The 18099-nt window shown below is 43.2% G+C and carries 21 protein-coding genes, 1 pseudogene and 1 riboswitch; of the genes and pseudogenes, 18 read left to right on the forward strand and 4 right to left on the reverse strand.

All coding sequences use genetic code 11. The features are described from left to right. Window positions 1-212, reverse strand: a pseudogene (locus BLR76_RS12040) (IS4 family transposase); the annotation flags it as partial. A gap of 134 nt (window positions 213-346) precedes the next feature. Between BLR76_RS12040 and BLR76_RS08380 the strand changes: the two are divergent. From BLR76_RS08380 to BLR76_RS08415, 9 genes are all read left to right on the forward strand, one after another. Continuing rightward, window positions 347-670: a hypothetical protein gene (locus BLR76_RS08380; protein WP_091267951.1), complete on the forward strand. Its 324-nt coding sequence runs from the start codon at window positions 347-349 to the stop codon at window positions 668-670. Between the two features lie 39 nt (window positions 671-709). Continuing rightward, window positions 710-904 (forward strand): hypothetical protein, encoded by a 195-nt coding sequence (locus tag BLR76_RS08385; RefSeq protein ID WP_143009219.1) that lies wholly within the window; start codon window positions 710-712, stop codon window positions 902-904. A gap of 117 nt (window positions 905-1021) precedes the next feature. Then, window positions 1022-1162 carry a hypothetical protein gene (locus BLR76_RS11830; RefSeq protein WP_176759659.1) on the forward strand — a complete coding sequence of 47 codons (141 nt, stop codon included), beginning with the start codon at window positions 1022-1024 and terminating at the stop codon, window positions 1160-1162. A gap of 30 nt (window positions 1163-1192) precedes the next feature. After that, entirely contained in the window at window positions 1193-2038 is an 846-nt protein-coding gene (gene lgt, locus BLR76_RS08390) for a prolipoprotein diacylglyceryl transferase (protein WP_091267954.1), read from the forward strand. 129 nt (window positions 2039-2167) lie between these two features. Then, window positions 2168-2791 (forward strand): class I SAM-dependent methyltransferase, encoded by a 624-nt coding sequence (locus tag BLR76_RS08395; RefSeq protein ID WP_091267957.1) that lies wholly within the window; start codon window positions 2168-2170, stop codon window positions 2789-2791. Window positions 2792-2870: 79 nt separating this feature from the next. Beyond that, window positions 2871-3194 (forward strand): hypothetical protein, encoded by a 324-nt coding sequence (locus BLR76_RS08400; protein WP_091267960.1) that lies wholly within the window; start codon window positions 2871-2873, stop codon window positions 3192-3194. A 199-nt stretch (window positions 3195-3393) separates the two neighbouring features. Beyond that, window positions 3394-4098, forward strand: coding sequence for a response regulator transcription factor (locus BLR76_RS08405; protein WP_091267962.1), 705 nt, complete (start codon window positions 3394-3396; stop codon window positions 4096-4098). Then, a complete protein-coding gene (locus tag BLR76_RS08410; protein ID WP_091267965.1) occupies window positions 4079-5449 on the forward strand; it encodes a sensor histidine kinase in 1371 nt (456 codons plus the stop codon). Before BLR76_RS08405 ends, BLR76_RS08410 begins: the two co-directional genes overlap by 20 nt. 24 nt (window positions 5450-5473) lie before the next feature. Next, the gene (locus BLR76_RS08415) at window positions 5474-6046 is read left to right on the forward strand and encodes a YdhK family protein (protein WP_091267967.1); all 573 of its coding nucleotides are present in this window, start codon (window positions 5474-5476) and stop codon (window positions 6044-6046) included. An 83-nt stretch (window positions 6047-6129) separates the two neighbouring features. Here the strand turns inward: BLR76_RS08415 and BLR76_RS08420 are convergent, their stop codons facing one another. Then, a complete protein-coding gene (locus BLR76_RS08420; RefSeq protein ID WP_091267969.1) occupies window positions 6130-7320 on the reverse strand; it encodes a coenzyme F420-0:L-glutamate ligase in 1191 nt (396 codons plus the stop codon). Between the two features lie 614 nt (window positions 7321-7934). Between BLR76_RS08420 and BLR76_RS08425 the strand changes: the two genes are divergently transcribed. Beyond that, window positions 7935-9053, forward strand: a complete 1119-nt coding sequence (locus tag BLR76_RS08425; RefSeq protein WP_176759660.1) for a glycerate kinase family protein — start codon at window positions 7935-7937, stop codon at window positions 9051-9053. Between the two features lie 71 nt (window positions 9054-9124). On the opposite strand, the gene BLR76_RS08430 is transcribed toward BLR76_RS08425, so the two are convergent. After that, window positions 9125-11023, reverse strand: a complete 1899-nt coding sequence (locus BLR76_RS08430) for a beta-glucoside-specific PTS transporter subunit IIABC (RefSeq protein ID WP_091267973.1) — start codon at window positions 11021-11023, stop codon at window positions 9125-9127. A gap of 123 nt (window positions 11024-11146) precedes the next feature. Continuing rightward, window positions 11147-11980, reverse strand: coding sequence for a BglG family transcription antiterminator LicT (gene licT / locus BLR76_RS08435; RefSeq protein WP_091267976.1), 834 nt, complete (start codon window positions 11978-11980; stop codon window positions 11147-11149). Between the two features lie 364 nt (window positions 11981-12344). Between licT and BLR76_RS08440 the strand changes: the two genes are divergently transcribed. The 8 genes from BLR76_RS08440 to BLR76_RS08475 form a co-directional block, all read left to right on the forward strand. Next, the gene (locus BLR76_RS08440) at window positions 12345-13151 is read left to right on the forward strand and encodes an AAC(3) family N-acetyltransferase (protein WP_091267978.1); all 807 of its coding nucleotides are present in this window, start codon (window positions 12345-12347) and stop codon (window positions 13149-13151) included. Between the two features lie 33 nt (window positions 13152-13184). Beyond that, complete coding sequence (locus BLR76_RS08445) at window positions 13185-13667, forward strand: GNAT family N-acetyltransferase (RefSeq protein WP_091267982.1); 483 nt, start codon at window positions 13185-13187, stop codon at window positions 13665-13667. 133 nt (window positions 13668-13800) lie between these two features. Beyond that, window positions 13801-13905, forward strand: a riboswitch (TPP riboswitch). Between the two features lie 41 nt (window positions 13906-13946). Beyond that, on the forward strand, window positions 13947-14573 hold the full coding sequence (locus BLR76_RS08450) for a YkoF family thiamine/hydroxymethylpyrimidine-binding protein (RefSeq protein WP_091267985.1): 627 nt from the start codon (window positions 13947-13949) through the stop codon (window positions 14571-14573). After that, complete coding sequence (locus BLR76_RS08455) at window positions 14573-15160, forward strand: ECF transporter S component (RefSeq protein WP_091267989.1); 588 nt, start codon at window positions 14573-14575, stop codon at window positions 15158-15160. Before BLR76_RS08450 ends, BLR76_RS08455 begins: the two co-directional genes overlap by 1 nt. Further along, complete coding sequence (locus tag BLR76_RS08460; protein WP_176759661.1) at window positions 15153-16616, forward strand: ABC transporter ATP-binding protein; 1464 nt, start codon at window positions 15153-15155, stop codon at window positions 16614-16616. The genes BLR76_RS08455 and BLR76_RS08460 overlap by 8 nt, the downstream gene beginning before the upstream one ends. After that, window positions 16613-17323: an energy-coupling factor transporter transmembrane component T family protein gene (locus BLR76_RS08465; RefSeq protein WP_091267995.1), complete on the forward strand. Its 711-nt coding sequence runs from the start codon at window positions 16613-16615 to the stop codon at window positions 17321-17323. Before BLR76_RS08460 ends, BLR76_RS08465 begins: the two co-directional genes overlap by 4 nt. 232 nt (window positions 17324-17555) lie before the next feature. After that, window positions 17556-17957 (forward strand): IS200/IS605 family transposase, encoded by a 402-nt coding sequence (gene tnpA, locus BLR76_RS08470; RefSeq protein WP_091267998.1) that lies wholly within the window; start codon window positions 17556-17558, stop codon window positions 17955-17957. Window positions 17958-17962: 5 nt separating this feature from the next. After that, a partial coding sequence (locus BLR76_RS08475; protein WP_176759662.1) for a helix-turn-helix domain-containing protein occupies window positions 17963-18099 on the forward strand: 137 nt, incomplete at its 3' end.

An 18099-nucleotide genomic window follows, 5' to 3' on the forward strand; every position in this document is an offset into this window, starting at 1 on the left:
TTTGGGTTGACCAACTGTTGATCCAAATGCCGTAGGCTATCGGTTTCATCATTAATCGCATAGAGAAAGAGTTTCAGAACTTTCTTAAATGTTAACTTTTTTGAATAGCGATTAAACTGACTGATAGTCTGTCGAGACGATTCACTTAATGTTTCTAAAGAAATGTAGGAAAACCATTTATTTATGGTCATTTTTGTTTTATACTTATCCATGTTGTAGTCCTTTGTTTTGGTCTTGGATAAGTCATCCAACCCCATTATAAAGGACTTTTTTATATCATGAAACAGTTAAATTTTTAATGCAACACTAGTGACTAAAAATACAAAAAAGTAGGAGGATAAAAGACATGAAAAAATTACTAATCAATTCTATAGTTATTGGAGGATTAGCGGGATCGACTCTTGCCTATGGTCAGTTTGACTCTGTGTCTGCAGAAGAATCAGAAGAACAGTCAGCTTTTTGGAATGGGGAAACCCATACTCAAATGATGAGAAGTCACATGCACTCTGCAAAAAGAAGATATACAGTAAACAGTGAAAGAAGCGACTCTCGGGCTTTTGAAGAAAGAAACGAACGTGATGAACTGGATGAAGAGGAATTTATTGAAAAAATGGAAGAACGACACAAACAAATGTGGAATGTCCGAGAAGAGGATCTATCCGAAACTTAAAGAGATCAGGTGGAAGAGTCCGAATTATTTTTCGGGAATATGAGAAACCATATACGAGGATTTGACAATGAGTCTTTTGAAGCCATGTTCGAATGGATGGAAGAGATGCATGGTTCCTTTAATTCCAGAAGAGGCATGATGAACTGGAATCAGGATGATGCTGACTACGAACAAGCGGAAAATCGAAATAACAGAGAATTCATGAACCGCTTTAACTTTTCTAATTCAAATTAGATATTTAAACAGTAACTGGTTAAAAGATGAATATAACTAGACAAAACTTCACTCTTTTTATATTCATCTTTTTTTATTTTATTGATTAAATGAAAAACGAATGGATTTGACCAGCTCATGGTAGAGTTACGTCTGCTTGTTGTTAGAGAAGATATCCAGTTTATGGGAACTACAGGCACATCAACAGGTGTTCATCTCGATTTTCAAATACTGAAAAACGATACAAATGTTGATCCAGGACCTTATATAGGTCTATAACACAAAAAATAAAATAAAGGAGTTAAAAAAATGGTAGAACTATTTAGTATAGGACATTTTAGTATTCACCTGTTGAGTGTAACTAGCGCAATCGGTATGATTATTGGCTTATTACTGATTCAAAAAGAAGGCGAACGCAAACTGCTGGATAAAGATAAGCTGATGGATTTAGGGATTTTTACTGTCTTATTTGGCATAATCGGTGCCCGACTTGGCTACATACTTTTTTTTAATTTTGATTATTACTTGAACAACCCTTCTGAGATCTTCAGATTTTCTCAGGGAGGACTCTCTATCCAAGGAGCAATACTAGCTGGGGGCGCAGCTGCATTCATAATTATGAGAAGGAAAAATCTACCGGTCTGGAAAACAGCAGATGCGATTGTACCAGGAGTTATTTTAGGTCAGGCCATTGGACGAGTCGGCTGCGACGTGTTTGGTGTACCAATGAGCCGAAACTGGCCATGGGGCGTTATGGTGAATGGCGAACTACTTCACCCGGCTCAGCTCTATGAGGTTGCATTGAACTTTATCTTGTTCCTGTTTATATGGAGAAAAAGAAAAACAGCGAAATTTGATGGAGAATTATTCTTCATATATATTATAGGGTTTGCTATTAACCGCTTTATTGTCGAATTCTTTAGAACGAACCCCCAAGGTTTAGGACCCTTGAGTATTGCACATGTCCTCAGTTTGGTGATTGTAGCTCTAGGAATAATTGTACTTATATTTATGAACAATAGAAGCTACGGAACTTCAGGTTCCATTAACGAAGAGTTCAGTTTGAGTAGTTCGTTAGTATATGGCCTAGTAGTCACTGGGTTCATAATATCGGTTGTCTTTTATTATGGAATACATTTTATATACAGCCGATAGTACATCAGCAAACAAGGGAGTTCTTGACATAACAGAGTTTACTTTTTCAGCCTTAGCCTTAATGAATTGAATGATTATTTATAATAAAATTTGGAAAGCAAGAATTAATATTGCTTAGGAGGGTAAGGAATGACAGAGAACACTAATAAAACGATAAAAAAGCGTTACAATAGAGTATCTTTTTTATATGATTCGATGGATCGGATGATGAAAGATAAATGGCGGAAGAATCTTCTCAAAGATGTTAAAGGGACTGTTCTTGAAGTGGGAATAGGTACAGGAAAAAATCTGTCATTTTACCCGGAAGGTATCCAGCTGACAGGAGTCGATTTCAGTCCAAAGATGCTGGAAAAAGCGGTTGAGAAAGTTAAATCGCTTGACCTGCCTTTTCCAGTCACCCTCAAAGAAATGGACATACAGCAACTGGACTTTCCGGATGACTCCTTCGATTACGTTGTATCCACCTGTGTGTTCTGTTCGGTACCTGATCCGGTAAAAGGGTTGAAAGAGCTTAAAAGAGTCTGCAAGCCAGATGGGAAAATTATTATGCTTGAACATATGAGAAGTGAAAATGAACTGCTAGGAAAACTAATGGACATAGCTAATCCTGTTCCGGTATCCATTTGGGGAGCGAATATTAACCGTAAAACTCTTGAAAACATTGACAAAGCAGGCTTAACGATAGAAGAGAATGAAGAATTGTTCCACACTATTGTCAGGAAATTAAAATTAAGTCCGAGAAAAAATCCATAATTAATCCATAATCAAACGGTAGTATTTAGTTAGAAACATACTATAGTGTTTCAATAGACTGAATAGGAGCTGGAGCGAAATGAATTTAATTAATGGCGTTTTAACTGGTTTAGTGGCATTGACGGGTGGGCTAGGATTAACACGGTTTGACGATAGTCAACAGCCTGATCAAGACACAATCAATCAGGAAGAAAGTATTTATATGAATCATATGGGAAATAGTGAATCCATGCATATGGAAATGGATGGCTCTGTGATTAACTTTGGTCAGATGAAGTCTCATATACGTGAAAGTCACCCTGAGCTTAACAACAGAGAACTGAGAGAGCATTATAAAGAAATGCATGGCACTGGGGGCTCTTCTCGAAGCAATAATTTTGAAGGAATGGGAAGCATGCACTAAAGGGATTAACACGCAACAAAAGTAATTATCCTTCCGAAAAGCCGCATGATTTCGGTCATCGGCTTTTTGAATTTATCCGGTCATTCAGTTAACGTTGCTTGCAGTGACAATGTGTGAAGTCTATGCTTTCGGTTTATGGTAGTATTAATCCATAAAAATTTAAACCGATAGTCACTGTATGTAAAGGAGTTTAAGAGAAATGAATATATTAGTTGTCGATGATGAACAGTCCATTCTTGATATAATACACGCTTACTTGACTGCGCAGGGGCATACGGTATACCTGGCAACAAACGGAAAACAGGCACTTCAATTATTTAATGATAATTCTGTAGATTTTATTGTGCTTGATATCATGCTGCCTGACGTATCAGGATGGGAAATTTGTGAAGACATTCGCCAGACATCATCCGTGCCGATTATCCTGCTCACCGCACGATCGAATGAAAAGGACGTGTTGAAAGGACTACAATTAGGGGCCGATGACTATATCAAGAAGCCGTTTAGTCCAAAAGAACTGCTGGCTAGAATCGCAACCGTCAATCGACGAGTTTCTAGAGATGATGAAATTAAACAGGAGAAATGGGTCTTTAATAAAGGTAACCTCATTATCTATCCGGACAGGATGGAAGTAAACGCCTACGGAAGCAAAATTGTATTAACTCATACAGAATTTGACCTGTTGCTAATCATGGCTAGCAATCCCAAGCATGTGTTTTCAAGAGAGCAGCTTTTGGAAAAGGTTAAAGGTCTTGAAGCAAACGCCTTGGACAGAGTTATAGACTCTCATATCAAAAATTTAAGAGCCAAAATTGAAAAAAACCCAAGAAAGCCGCTCTATATTGAGACTGTTCATGGTGCCGGCTATCGGTTTGGGGTGACACATGAAAAAAACACTGTTTAGCCATCTATTCGTCTATATACTAGGCGGGAGTATAAGTGTCATTGCTCTATTCAGTTTTCTCACTTTTCAAATTACCGGAGACCAGTTTGATGATTATTTAAGTCAGCGTTTCATAGCGGAAAGAGAATCCGTGGTAGAAACAATCGAAACAGCATATATTGAAGAAGGAGTATGGGATGAAGAAGTTCTTTCTGCGACGATTCAGAATGCGATGCATTCACATATACTGGTAAGTGTAGAGGATGCTGAAGGAAATGAGATTATCAGTCAGACTTCTCCAATGAGGCAGCATATGCAGAGGATGCGGACAACAGAATTAATACCCGATGAAAACTGGCTTGAAGAAGAAATAGGGTTGTTTTCAGACGGTGCGAATATAGGCACGGCAGTTATTACGTATCCAGGCTTACAGGATTATACAGCAGAAGAAGAAGAGTTTCTGCAGGATTTAACCTTACTGATTTTTCTGATGGGAATATTATCTGTAGTCATAGCGGGGATAGTAGCTTACCTGATTTCTAAACGCTTAAGCAAGCCAATTGCCGATACGAGCAAAATGACCCAGAAAATTGCTCGAGGAGAAAATCTGGGTGCCGTCAAAGTAAATGAAAAAATAAGTGAACTTTATCATCTTCAGGAAAGTGTGAATACCTTAGCTGCACAGTTGGCTGAACAGAAACTGATACGGAATCAGATTGTCTCAGATTTAGCCCATGAGGTAAGAACACCATTGACTACTCTTCAAGGCAATATTGAAGCAATGATTGATGGGGTCTGGGAAGTCACACCTGAGCGCTTAACCAGTCTTGATAGACAGGTGAAGCGGTTAGCTCATCTCGTCCAGATGATTGACCAGCTTGAAGATGCAGAGGCAAGTCATTCAAAAATTGAATGGGAAGACGTGGATATCAAAGCCCTTCTTTCTTCAGTAATCATGGCGTTTGAACATCAGGCAGATGAGAAAGGTATTTCTCTGATTCTGAAAGCAGAGCCGGCAACTATTACTGCCGATCGGAACAAGCTGGATCAGGTATTTTCTAATCTTCTGTCGAATGCCTTGAAATTTACCCCTGAAGGCGGAGAAATTATTTTCTGGGCGAGACGGGTTAAAGACAAGGTCATCATCAAAATTAAGGATAATGGCCAGGGGATTCCTCAAGATAAAGCAGCGTACGTTTTTGAGCGGTTTTATCAAGTGGAAGCTTCACGGAACAGTGAACTTCAGGGCCAGGGCATTGGCCTTGCTGTCGTGAAAAGCCTTGTAGAAGCTCATAAAGGAACCGTTGAAGTGGAAAGTGAAGAAAATGTGGGAACGACTTTCACTGTCACTCTCCCCATTAAAAACGATTAAAATTATGGAAAAGAAGGGTTTAAATTGAAAAAATTACTATTTTTAGGATTAAGCACGACGTTTATTCTTGCGGCTTGTACTGATACGGAAGAACAGGAAACAGAAACTGACACGCAGACAGAAATGGAAAGTGTCGAAGAAGAAGCAGGCCATGAGGAAATGATGGATATGGATCATGATGGAGAAATACCGGAAGGACTAGAGGAAGCAGAGAATCCGACATACCCTGTTGGAAGCAACGTCATTATCACTGCTGACCACATGCCCGGTATGGAAGGGGCAGAAGCAACCATTTCTGGAGCCTTTGATACAGTGATTTATGAAGTGAGCTATACCCCTACAGATGGCGGAGAAAGAGTTCTGGACCACAAGTGGGTCATTCATGAAGACTTGGAAGAAGGAGCCGAAGTTGCTGAAGCGGGAGATGAAGTCGTTTTAGAAGCTGATCATATGGAAGGCATGCATGGAGCAACTGCTTTTGTTGAAGATGCGATTCATGGAACTGTCTATGCAGTTGATTTTGATTCTACAATTGATGGCGAAAGAGTTACGAATCATATGTGGATGACGGAAGACGAACTGGAAGAAGTAGAATAATAAAAGAAGAGACTGACTGACGCAAATGTATCGGCGTCAGTCAGTCTCTTTTAATATTCTCTATTCAGTTAGAATGCAACAGTTTAGTGTGTGTAATTGTCGAAATATCCTTGGATAAAGATAATTGGTGTTCCTTTATCTCCGCTTCCTGAAGTCAGGTCAGACAGTGAACCGATCAGGTCAGTTAAGCGACGAGGGGTCGTTCCCTGAGCTTCCATCTGTCCAACAAGATCCGCACCTTTATTCACGATGTGTTCTGAAATAGCTGCTTTCAGTTCGTTTCCTCTTAAATGAGCAAAGTTGTTGTCCGCAAGGTATTTCAGTTTCACTTCGTTAGGAGTACCGTCCAGACCGCTCGTATAAGCAGGAGATACCACAGGATCTGCAAGTTCCCAAATTTGCCCGACTGGGTCTTTAAACGCGCCGTCGCCATAAATCATGACTTCAACTGTCTTCCCGGTTTCTTCTTTCAGGCGTGCCTGGATCGCTTCCACTAGAGGCTGACCATTATTAGGGAAAAGTTTGACGGTTTCCTCAGTTGCCTTATTAGAACCTAATAGACCGTATTCAGAATTATAGCCGCTGCCGTCCAATGATTCAGACAGGATATCATCCAGACCGAATACTTTTTCAGCACCTTCAGCTTTGACTAGACGCTTCGTGCGGAAACGGCTGTGGATGTCGCAGGCCAGTACATTTTTAGTATAGTTAACAATAGTCTTCGCATCATTAGAAAAAATGACTTCACATTCTGCGCCTTCATTTTCTACCAGTGATTTATAGTAATCGATATAGTCGACGCCAGTAAATGGATGAGCTTTGTATCCGAAGTAATGACGGAATTCTGATTCACTCAATACATCTGACCATGGATTGATGCCGTGGTCGTCTAATTCATCCAGCGAGACCAGGTGATTACCCACTTCATCAGAAGGATAACTCAGCAGAAGAACAACTTTGCCAGTTCCTCGGGCGATACCTCTTAAAATGTTTGAGAAACGGTTACGACTGAGGATCGGGAAAACAACTCCGACCGGTTCGCCATCAAATTTTCTTCCGACGTCTGTTGCGATGTGATCCAAAGTAGCATAGTTTCCCTGAGCACGGGCTACGATCGATTCAGTAATCGTTACAATATCCTGATCCGTGATTTCATAGCCTTCTGCCTTAGCAGAGTTAAGTACCGTATCTACAACAATCGATTCCATATTGTCGCCTTCATTGATGATCGGACTGCGTAGCCCGCGGACAACTGTCCCAACTGTTCTTTGCAAAATAATCTCTCCTGTAAATCGTATTTGGTAAAAAATAGAAAAAGGGCACAAAAACCCCTATATAGTATACATAAAATAAAGACAAATTTAAATCCTGTTTTAACGATTTCCTTGTCAGATAAGGGGATATGTTGTCAAGAATGTGCTGAAAGATAAGAATGAAAAAAATCGCCTGAGCGATTTTACATAATGGAGGTATTTGTATAGTGAGTAAGGATATTACTCGATGAAAAAGTAAAAGTTTTCTATTTTTTTGGTAAAATAAGTAAGTATAGAAGATATAGGCGTGTGTTTGAGGATCAGGCGCCGTAACTCAAACGTAAAACCCACCTGAGTACGGGGACAATCACGATAGCAGGGTAACTCAAACAGAAAACTCAACTGAGTTCAGGTGCAATCACGATAGTGGGGTAACTCAAACAGAAAATGCACCTGAGTTCAGGTGCAATCACAATAGCGGGGTAGCTCAAACAGAAAACTCAACTGAGTTCAGCTCCTACGCCCATTTACCACCAAAATAAAGCAGATTACCCAATCAAAAACCTTAAATAGGGAAGACTGATCAAGTAATGATCAGTCAACATCTCAATATTTACTACAAGGAGGACGATCAGATGAAAATCATTGCGGCAATCGATTCCTTCAAGGGATCAATGACTAGCGAGCAGGCAAACCAAGCGGTGATCGATGCACTGCCACATCATGAAGTCGTAAGCTTTCCAATCGCTGATGGCGGAGAAGGTACAGTCGAGGCCTTTGTTAAAGCGGAAAATGGAAAAGTAATTACCCAACCTATGACCGGCGTCAACGGTCAGCCTTATGAGGGTCGATGGGGATGGATCGAAGAAAATAAGACAGCGGTCATCGAAGTGGCAGAAGGAGCCGGAATCATCCAGGCAGATCCTGAAACTTTTCATCCTGAAAATCATACCAGTTACGGTGTGGGAGAACAGATTATTCAAGCACTGGATTACGGCGCGGAAACGATTATCCTTGGTTTGGGCGGCAGTGCGACGACTGATGGAGGAATAGGTATGCTTCAGGCGCTAGGTGTCACCTTCAAAGATGCAGAAGATAAGACTCTTCCGGTATTACCCGTTAATTTGAAAGCAGTTGAAGCCATCGATGCATCCGAACTGGATGAACGAGTGACTTCTGTCAAATGGGAGCTGGCCTCAGATGTTTCCAATCCATTGCTGGGACAGAATGGAGCAGTCTATGTATTCGGGGAACAGAAGGGGCTGTTCAAAGATGAGCTGCCAGACTATGACGAAGCAATGGCTGAATATGCTCGGTTAGTTGGAGAGTGCACGCAGAGTGATATGACTGAAGTGGAAGGGGCGGGAGCAGCCGGCGGTATTGGCTTTGCGGCATTATCCTTTTTTGGCTGTACCTTCCAGAGCGGACTGGCGCTGCTGGCAGAAAGAGGTGGCTTCAAAGCACTATTAAAGAATGCGAACCTTGTGATCACTGGAGAGGGGAAGTTTGATACCCAGTCTCTTCAAGGGAAAGTCCCCGTCGGCATCAGCCGTATGTGCCGGGATGCTGAGGTTCCTGTGATTTTGTTTGCGGGAAAAATCGAAGAAGGTCTGGCAGATGTTCCGGAAGAACATATCCAGGCTGTCCTGCCAATCGTGGATGCGCCGATGACTTTGAAAGAAGCAATGGACAAAGGACCTGAGCTACTGGAACGGGCAGTCAGGCGTGCCTTTAAACTCATCGATGCAACCTGATTCAGATAACTGAAAAAAGCGGACCGCTTCTCCCACCAAGGAAGCGGTTCGCTTTTGCCTGTCAATGTTTGTTAAGGCATAGCTCGAATGATTTTGTCACCAAAGTCGACATCTAGATTTGTAAGGTTCAAAATATCCTGATAATCAACCGAATTAGTGATGACAATCGGTGTGGTCGTGTCAAATCCCTGCTCAATAATGAAATTCAAGTCGAATGTGATCAGATCATCACCAACAGCAACGCGTTGACCTTTTTCGACAACATACTCGTAGCCTTCACCGTTTAATTGAACAGTATCGATACCCACGTGAATCAGCAGTTCCATACCGGAGTCTGTTGTGATGCCGATGGCGTGTTTTGAATCGAATACGGCTGTGACTGTTCCATCTACTGGTGCCTTGACGAGTCCTTCGTCGGGGCGTATAGCCAGTCCCTTTCCAAGGATCTCCTCGGAGAACATGCCGTCATTAACTTCGACCAAGTCAACGGCTTCGCCTTTCATCGGAGAAACGATTGTTTCAGTTGTTTTTTCTGTTACTGCCGATCCTAGCTCGCTTGCTTTCGGATCAGTAACTGCTTCACCATCTTTTGCCAGTTCATCTTCCGAAGATTGAGGGTCTTTAAATAGAATATATGAGACAGTGAAAGCAATAGCGATAGAGATAGCGGCACCTATAGCTGCGTTAATGAAGAACTGCAAAGTGTTATCACCAATGTAACTTGGTAGAGTGAGAAGACCTGGAGAGCCTCCTGCAAAGTTACGGACACGTGTGATACCCATATAAAGTCCACCGACTCCGCCACCTAGCATAGCTGCATATAGAGGAGTCTTGTAGCGCAAGTTTACCCCGTATAAAGCAGGTTCAGTGATACCGAACAGACCAGTCAGACCAGCTGAAGAAGCAAGCTGTTTGATTGTTGAGTCTTTTGACTTGAATCCGACGGCTAAAGCAGCGGCACCTTGTCCAACATTGGATGCAAGCATACCTGGGTAAATAACTGTGTCGTATCCGTTGACCATACGGTTGTTGATACCGATCGGAACGATTCCATAGTGTGTACCTGTTGCGACCATCAGAGGTGTAAATGCACCCAGAATAGTTGGAACCAGCCATGGCGCAATATTTTCCAGACCTTGAATGCCGGATGAAATAATGTCACTGACAAAGTGGCCTAATGGACCAATCACAACGATAGCTACAGTACCGACTACGGCAATTGTAATTAATGGTTTACTGAAGAACTTGATTGCTTTTGGCGACACCCGGTCGGCAATCGGTTCAACGTAGGACATGAACCAGACTGACAGGATGATCGGGATAACGGATGACGAATAAGTGATCGGAGATACTGGGAGTCCAAAAAGACTGATTCCACCAGTTGCTTCCGCATTTTCAACCATGGCAATAAAGTTGGGGTGGAGCAGAATCCCACCGATCATAGCTGCGAGATAGGCATTGGTCTTGAATTTCTGAGCAGATGACATGGCCAGTAGAATAGGTAAGAAATAAAAGGCTGAATCGGCCATGAACTGAACCACTTGATACGTCTGACTTTCATTGCTGACTAAATTGAATACGACAAGGACTGATAAGACGGCTTGAAGCATACCGGCAGCAGTAATGGCTGGCAGGATAGGAGTGAAGATCCCTGTGATCGTATCGATGACTTTTGCGACTGCTGAGCGGTCATCTTCTCCAGTTTCTTCTCCTTCATCGTCCAGTCCAGGAGCCTGATGTGTGATTTCACGGTAGACGCTGCCGACATCACTTCCAATAATGACCTGATACTGCCCACCTTTTGACACGACACCCATGATGCCGGGTGTATTTTTCAACGTATCGGTATTCGGTTTCTTGTCGTCTTTCAAGTTGAAACGCAGACGGGTCGCACAGTGACCGAGCGCTTTGATATTCTTTTCTCCGCCGACTTCACCAAGAATGGTGCTGGCTAATTTCTTGTAATCCATAATAGCTTTCCTCCAATAATATAATTTGAGCAATAAAAAATACCTAAATAAACCCTCCTCCACAATGTGGATAAAGAATAAATTCAGGTATAGCCTAATTGAATAGTGACAATCCTCTTGTATTTAATTGGTGATGCGTCTGATGTGAATCGTGAGATAAATCATCTCATCCTCTTTCAGATCGCGTCCGAACTCTTTGATGATATACTCCCTGACTTTCAGAGCACATTCGTATTCTTCCTTGTAACGGTCTTTCAGCATGAATAGAAAGCCGGCATCCTTGTCTTCTTCAAGTTCGACCCCACTGAAGAGGCGGTGAACGAAGAACTTCAGATGAGTGATGAAGCGTTCGTAATTCAGAGAATACTCATCCAGATCCATTTTGTAATGGTACTTGATGATGTTGATGATCCGCTGGATGATATGCGTCATTTCCGTGACCTGACTGACTTTGGACATATCGAGTTCAGCGTTTACAATATGAAGCGCGATAAAGCCGGCTTCATCTTCCGGTAGACGGATACCCAGTTTTTTCTCAATGATGGCCAAGGCTTCTTTCCCAATCAGATATTCGTGATTGTAGAAACGCTTGATCTCCCAGAGCAGGGCATTCTTGATTGGAAGATCCGACTGATGCCGTTCGATAGCATAATCGATGTGATCAGTCAGCGTAAGGTAAATGTTCTCACTTAATTTCTTACCCAGGGACACGCGGGCGTAACTAATAATTTCGTTAGCCACCTGCAGATGTTCCAGTTTTACTTTTGAAAGCAGCTGGGTCAGTTTGTTCGTCGGCAGGTCGGGTGTAATCGCATACACTTTCTCGACCGCTTCAGAATTGATCTGATCACCGGGAGACTTCTTGAAGCCGATGCCTTTACCCATGATCAGTACTTCATGTGCGTTTTCGTCCATTGACTGAACAATGTTGTTGTTAATAATTTTCTTTATCTTCATAATGGGCGCCTCTCCTTCGAGACGAATCAGTCGACTAATACATAGTTGAATGCATTCAGTATAGCCTGATTTAACAGTAACAATCTGAGCGTTCGTTATTATTGAACCACATACGAGACAGAGATGTCAAGACCGTTTATTAGCGTTTTCACTGAACGTAAGGTACATACTTTAATGAAACATGGGTGACAATATATAAGTTAAGTTTATCTAGACAGTATATGTAAAGCGTTAGACAGCATCAGAAACCATTGAAATCGTACCGTCAGAAGATTAAACTGAATAAGAATCATGCGCCTGGACCGGTCGATGTGTTCGGGCGTTTTTTCATACATAATATGAGCAGATGAAGGAAGTGGTCCCTATGGGAGAAGAACTGATCAAAAATACGGCACGGCCAAACACCGTGCAGTCACTAGCGGAAGACATAATAAAGTTAGGGCTGAAGAAAGATGCGGTGGTCCTTGTTCACACGTCATTGTCAAAAGTCGGCTGGGTAAATGGGGGAGCCCAGGCCTTCGTTGATGCGTTGATGACGGTAATCGACGAAAGAGAAGGGACAGTGGTCATGCCGTCTCAGACGGGTGACTGGAGCGAGCCGTCAAAATGGCAGTATCCGCCAGTCCCTGAAAGCTGGTGGGACACCATTCGCGAAACGATGCCGGCCTTTGATCCCGAAAAGACACCTTGCCCGTATATGGGTGTAGTGGCCAATCTGTTCCGGACCTATCCGAATGTCAAAAGAAGCAGTCATCCGGCAGTTTCTTTTACGGCCTGGGGAAAGAAAGCTGATCAGCTGACATCAGGTCACAGTCTGAACTTTGGACTGGGTGAAGGCTCGCCGATCAAAACACTTTATGACGAGAATGCACTGATTCTGGCAGTCGGAACAGAGTATGCTACCTCAACGGCCATGCACTTAGGCGAATACCGTGCACCGAATCCGACTCTCAAAACTGAAGGGACAGCCCTCCTGGAAAATGGTATCAGAGTCTGGCGGACATATGACGACATCGAGCTGGATGAAGACCAGTTTAGTGCCATTGGAAACGAGCTCGAGAAGAATGGTCATGTTACAATTGGAAAAATCGGTAATGCAGAAGCCAGACTGTACCGGGTCAGAGATGCGGTCGATCAGTCGACCAGACACTTTACGGCGCTTAGAAAATAGACACAGACAATTTGGGGAAAAGGGGAGAACCGAATGGACACGTATTTTAAAACAGTCGGAATAGAGGATCTGGATACCCTTCAGGCTATCAGTATCGAAACCTTTACAGATACGTTCGAAAAAGACAACACAGAAGAAGACATGGCCGATTACCTGTCCAAAGCCTGTACAAAAGAGAAGCTGAGTCAGGAGCTTACCACAGAAGGGTCCAGATTTTACTTTCTATATGCAGATGATGAACTGGCCGGTTATCTGAAACTGAATGCAGGAGAAGCGAGAACGGAAGACATCGATCCTGATGGACTGGAAATCGAACGGATCTATATCCGTACTGGATTCAAGCGCAGAGGGTTGGGGACGACTCTTTTGAACAAGGCAGTCGAGAAAGCTGAAGAACTGGGCTGCACGAGCATCTGGCTGGGTGTCTGGGAACATAACGAACCTGCGAAAGCATTCTATAAAGCCAAAGGATTCAAGAAAGTCGGAGCTCACTCCTTTTTCATGGGGGACGACTAGCAGACGGACTGGATCATGCTTAAAAGCCTCAGTTAGGCAGGGGATTTTCAGAAAACAGATGAAAGCCGTTAAAAAGGTATTGTATTCTGTCCGGCAAATTGGTATAGTCACTGTGGCACAACAAAAATTAAATACGGAAGATCCTGGGAGTCTTTTTTAGAAGGCTGAGAGTGATGTATATCAGACCAGTAACCTGATCAGCGTAATGGCTGCGTAGGAAGTATCTTATATATTATGGCTCTTTCCTATGGATTTTTTTCGTTAGGAGGAGTTTTTTTCATGCAGAAAAACTATGTCAACTACGGAAATTGTTCAGTCGGAAAGCCTGGTTCCACTTTGGAAATTACAGGCGCACGTTTCAATTTATCGCCGATGAGTGACGATTTCAAATCGATCATTCTAGGTGCGATCAAGCAGGTCGATCTATCGAAAGTCTGGGCGGAGACCGATCATATTTCAACAGTTTACCGCGGGAAAGAAGAAGCGGTATTCGATGCACTGAAGGCTGCCTTTTTGTATGCCTACAAGGAAGGGGTTCATATGACTCTCGAATCGACCATCTCAAAAGGGTGTCCCGGAGACACGGACAGTGACTACACACTGGAACTTGACGATCCAAAAGTCAATCAGGCCGAAACAGAAGCAATTGATTTTCCTGTGATCGGGAAGTTTGCCCTTTACCCAATGGGATCTGACAACTATATGGCTACCATTGCTAAAGTCGTCAACGAAGGGATCGACAGAGGTGTGGTCACAGGTTCTGGACATTACGGAACGAATCTTGGCGGAAGCGCACAGGATGTCTTCGACTATCTGGAATATGTGTCGCACACAGTCGGCAGTGAAGTCAGTCATTACATCAGTCAATTCACCTTGCACTGTAACGTACCGGAGGGAGAAATCTAATGAACAGAAAACCATTAACTTTGCGTGATTATTTACTAATGTCCCTAATCGCTGTTGTGTTTGGAATCGTCTTTTTACTGGCTGTCTATGCCGGAGCGGCTCTTACGACGGTTTTAACCCCTCTTGGACTCGGTGTGCTTGGATACGAACCGTTTTACGGAATCTGGTATATGGCAGCGATCATTACCACCTATCTGATCAGAAAACCTATCGTTGGAATCGTAACTGAAGTCATCGCGGCACTGATCGAAGTTCTTTTAGGCAACATGTTCGGCGTCATGGTCCTGATTTCTGCCTTCATTCAAGGGGTAGGAGTCGAGATTCCTTTCGCTCTGACAAAATACAAAAACTATTCGTATAAAGTGACCATGCTGTCGGCTCTGTCCGCGACGATTCTGTCATTCATATGGACAGGATTCAGAAGCAATTATCTGGCAATGGACTGGCGTATCGTCCTGGCGATTTTTGTCATCAGACTCTTGAGTGCGCTCTTCTTTACAGGCTATGTCTCCAAGGTGATCTGTGACAAGCTGGATGATGCCGGCATCTTGAATCACAATTTGAAAGCCAGTGAGGCCATTGACTGATCCAGCTTTATCTATAAAAAATCTGACCTTTACCTTGAATGGACAGCCGCTGATCGAATCTGCCAGTTTAACTATCGATAAAGGAGAAATCGTTCTGCTCTGCGGCAGAAGTGGGAGCGGTAAAAGTACACTAGCCAATCTGATCAATGGCTACTTTCCGGAATATGGCGGGAAGCAGACTGTGTCGCACATCAGAATAGACGGCGAAGACGTGCAGCTGCAGTCTGTCGTCGACCGTTCAGAAAAAGTCGGGACCATTTTCCAGAATGCGCGTCTCTCCTTCAGCATGAAGACGTTGAGAGAAGAAATGGGCTTCTGTCTTGAGAATACACGGACTCCTTCAGAGCGTATTGATGACATTATTGAACAGAAAGCCAATCATTTCAACCTGACTCATCTTCTGGACCGGTCATTTGACGATCTGTCCGGAGGGGAGCTTCAGAAAGCGGCTTTTGTCTGTGCAAATTTGTCGGATTTGCCGCTTTATATTATGGATGAACCGTTTGCCAATATGGATGAGCAGACAATAGAAGATTACGTCAGCTACATCAAAGTCCTGTCCGAACAAGGCAAAGCAGTGATCATCATCGATCACCATGTCGATAGATGGAACTGGGTAGGCCGCTGGCTTCTGATGGATACAACCCGACAGCTGATCGATCTGACACATCTGCCGTTAGACCTCAAGCGGGACAAGCTGATCGAAGCCGGAGTCGTTATCGATCCTGCAATGATTTCCCGTCAAAGACCGAACGCTGATGAAACAGTACTCGAACTGGATAAGGTCTCCGTCTATCACGAGCAGACTGTCCGGCAGTCCTTTTTCAGAAAAGTCACTCATGTTAATACACTGATCGAAGAGGCTTCTTTTGAACTGAAAAAAGGCGCACTGACTGCTTTAGTCGGGCCAAGCGGAATCGGAAAGTCTTCCTTATTCCGTTCGATATTAAATGTGTCGCCATATTCAGGAGACATCCGGATCCAAGGCAAGTCGATCCGTGACATGAAGTCAGCGGACCTCTATTCCAGAATCGGACTGGTCTTTCAGGATCCGTCGCTTCAATTTGTTAAAACCAAGGTGATGGATGAAATGATTCTCAGCTTGACCGCATGGGACGATATAGAAGAAGATAAAGCAGCCGATCAGGCAAAAGCGCTGCTTGAACATCATCACTTTGACAACAAGGCAGATGAATCCCCTTGGGTCCTCAGCCAGGGCCAGCAAAGACGTCTAGCCGTGGTCTGCATGACAGTCGGTCAGCAGCAGCTCCTGCTCGTTGATGAACCGACATACGGCCAGGATGCAGCCAATGCCAGAAAAATCATGGACAAACTAAGTGAACTCTGTGAAGCGGGGATGACCTGCCTGTTCACCAGTCACGACCGACAGCTTGTTGATGCTTATGCTGATACGATTTATGAAATCAGAGAAAAGAAGGTGAAACAGGTTTTATGATCGACTCTATCAATCCAACTGCCAAGACCGTGGGCATCCTTCTAGGGTCCCTGATTCTTGGGCTAACCTTTCAGTGGGAAGTCAACCTGGCCATCACCTTATTAGGACTGATTTTCGTTACAACCTCTAAACGGGCTGCACCTGAACGCCTGCTGAAAATCATGGTGCCGATCCTGTTCGTCTCCATCAGCTATTTCTTTACCGGCTGGATATTCAGCTCCGAACAGGCCTTGTTTAGCTCAAGTCAGACTGATCTGATTATTCCTAGTGGGAGAGATCTGATCAACGGCCTGAACCTCGGGTCGCGTGTACTAGCCTTTGCGATGCTGGGCATCAGCTACAGCCTGACTACGGATTCTAAAGAACTGATTGCCAGCTTTATCCAGCAGGCACGGATGCCGATGAAAATGGGCTATGCCATCTTTACAGCAGTCAATCTGACTTCACTGATCAGAAGAGAATACGACAATTCAAAACTGGCACTGCAAGTCAGAAATATCCCGGTCAAACCTTTTGATTCAAAGCCCTTGTTCACGATGATGGTCCGTATGATCCGCTGGTCTGAGCGCCTGTCTCTGGCCATGGAGTCCAAAGGCTTCAGTGAAGACCGCGTGATGCAGCTGAAGATGACGGTTAAGCCCGTAGATATCACATTTATGGTTGGACTGCCTGTAACCATAGCTTTGCTGGGATTTGTAGTTTTCTAATAGTAAAAGTTAAATCAATTGAAGAGATGTTCATGAGTGATTTAATTGTCAGTCATGGGCATCTTTTTTAACCTAATTCCGAAAGAAGTCTCCCACTTCTAAACGCGTGGGGGGCGAAGCACCAGTGAAAGTGGGAGATGAATGTCGGTCAAGCTATAGCTTGAGGTGGTTAATCTGTCCTCTATGGAGTATACTATAATCAGTAGTAATCAACAAAAAGGAAGTGATGACAGTGGAATTGGACAACAATAATCATTCAGTCTTCTTAATGTACTACCATCTTGTTTTAGTTGTGAAATACCGAAGAAAAGTCATCAGCCCCTCTGTTTCGGATTATGCAAAAGATATGTTTCTAAGAATTAGCACAACATACAACATCACCCTCATTGAGTGGGACGTTGACAAAGACCACATTCATATCCTGTTCAAAGCCCAGCCTAATACAGAATTATCAAAATTCATCAATGCCTACAAAAGTGCCAGCTCTCGACTCATAAAAAAGAACTTCCCAGAAGTGAAGCGGAAATTATGGAAAGAAACGTTCTGGTCGAGAAGCTTCTGTCTCATGACAACAGGCGGTGCTCCAATTGAAGTCATCAAGAAATATATCGATAATCAAGGCGAAGTGAGGTGAGGAATATGCTGAAAGCCTACAAGTACAGATTATACCCAACCGACCAGCAAAAAAACTATTTTGCGAACTGTTTTGGTTGTGCCCGCTTCATTTATAACCAAATGCTTAGCGACAAGATCGACCACTATAAAGAGACGAAACA

This window comes from Alkalibacterium thalassium (assembly GCF_900101165.1).
In the GTDB taxonomy this organism is placed as follows: domain Bacteria; phylum Bacillota; class Bacilli; order Lactobacillales; family Carnobacteriaceae_A; genus Alkalibacterium; species Alkalibacterium indicireducens.

Excerpts from the sequence above, each read along its gene's own strand:
- BLR76_RS08465 (WP_091267995.1), top strand. The coding sequence starts at position 16,613 with ATGATCGACTCTATCAATCCAACTGCCAAGACCGTGGGCATCCTTCTA.
- BLR76_RS08445 (WP_091267982.1), top strand. The coding sequence starts at position 13,185 with ATGGACACGTATTTTAAAACAGTCGGAATAGAGGATCTGGATACCCTT.
- BLR76_RS08405 (WP_091267962.1), top strand. The coding sequence starts at position 3,394 with ATGAATATATTAGTTGTCGATGATGAACAGTCCATTCTTGATATAATA.
- BLR76_RS08380 (WP_091267951.1), top strand. The coding sequence starts at position 347 with ATGAAAAAATTACTAATCAATTCTATAGTTATTGGAGGATTAGCGGGA.
- BLR76_RS11830 (WP_176759659.1), top strand. The coding sequence starts at position 1,022 with ATGGTAGAGTTACGTCTGCTTGTTGTTAGAGAAGATATCCAGTTTATG.
- BLR76_RS08395 (WP_091267957.1), top strand. The coding sequence starts at position 2,168 with ATGACAGAGAACACTAATAAAACGATAAAAAAGCGTTACAATAGAGTA.
- BLR76_RS08400 (WP_091267960.1), top strand. The coding sequence starts at position 2,871 with ATGAATTTAATTAATGGCGTTTTAACTGGTTTAGTGGCATTGACGGGT.
- lgt (WP_091267954.1), top strand. The coding sequence starts at position 1,193 with ATGGTAGAACTATTTAGTATAGGACATTTTAGTATTCACCTGTTGAGT.
- BLR76_RS08385 (WP_143009219.1), top strand. The coding sequence starts at position 710 with ATGAGAAACCATATACGAGGATTTGACAATGAGTCTTTTGAAGCCATG.
- BLR76_RS08450 (WP_091267985.1), top strand. The coding sequence starts at position 13,947 with ATGCAGAAAAACTATGTCAACTACGGAAATTGTTCAGTCGGAAAGCCT.
- BLR76_RS08410 (WP_091267965.1), top strand. The coding sequence starts at position 4,079 with ATGAAAAAAACACTGTTTAGCCATCTATTCGTCTATATACTAGGCGGG.
- BLR76_RS08440 (WP_091267978.1), top strand. The coding sequence starts at position 12,345 with ATGGGAGAAGAACTGATCAAAAATACGGCACGGCCAAACACCGTGCAG.
- BLR76_RS08425 (WP_176759660.1), top strand. The coding sequence starts at position 7,935 with ATGAAAATCATTGCGGCAATCGATTCCTTCAAGGGATCAATGACTAGC.
- BLR76_RS08430 (WP_091267973.1), bottom strand. The coding sequence starts at position 11,023 with ATGGATTACAAGAAATTAGCCAGCACCATTCTTGGTGAAGTCGGCGGA.
- licT (WP_091267976.1), bottom strand. The coding sequence starts at position 11,980 with ATGAAGATAAAGAAAATTATTAACAACAACATTGTTCAGTCAATGGAC.
- BLR76_RS08455 (WP_091267989.1), top strand. The coding sequence starts at position 14,573 with ATGAACAGAAAACCATTAACTTTGCGTGATTATTTACTAATGTCCCTA.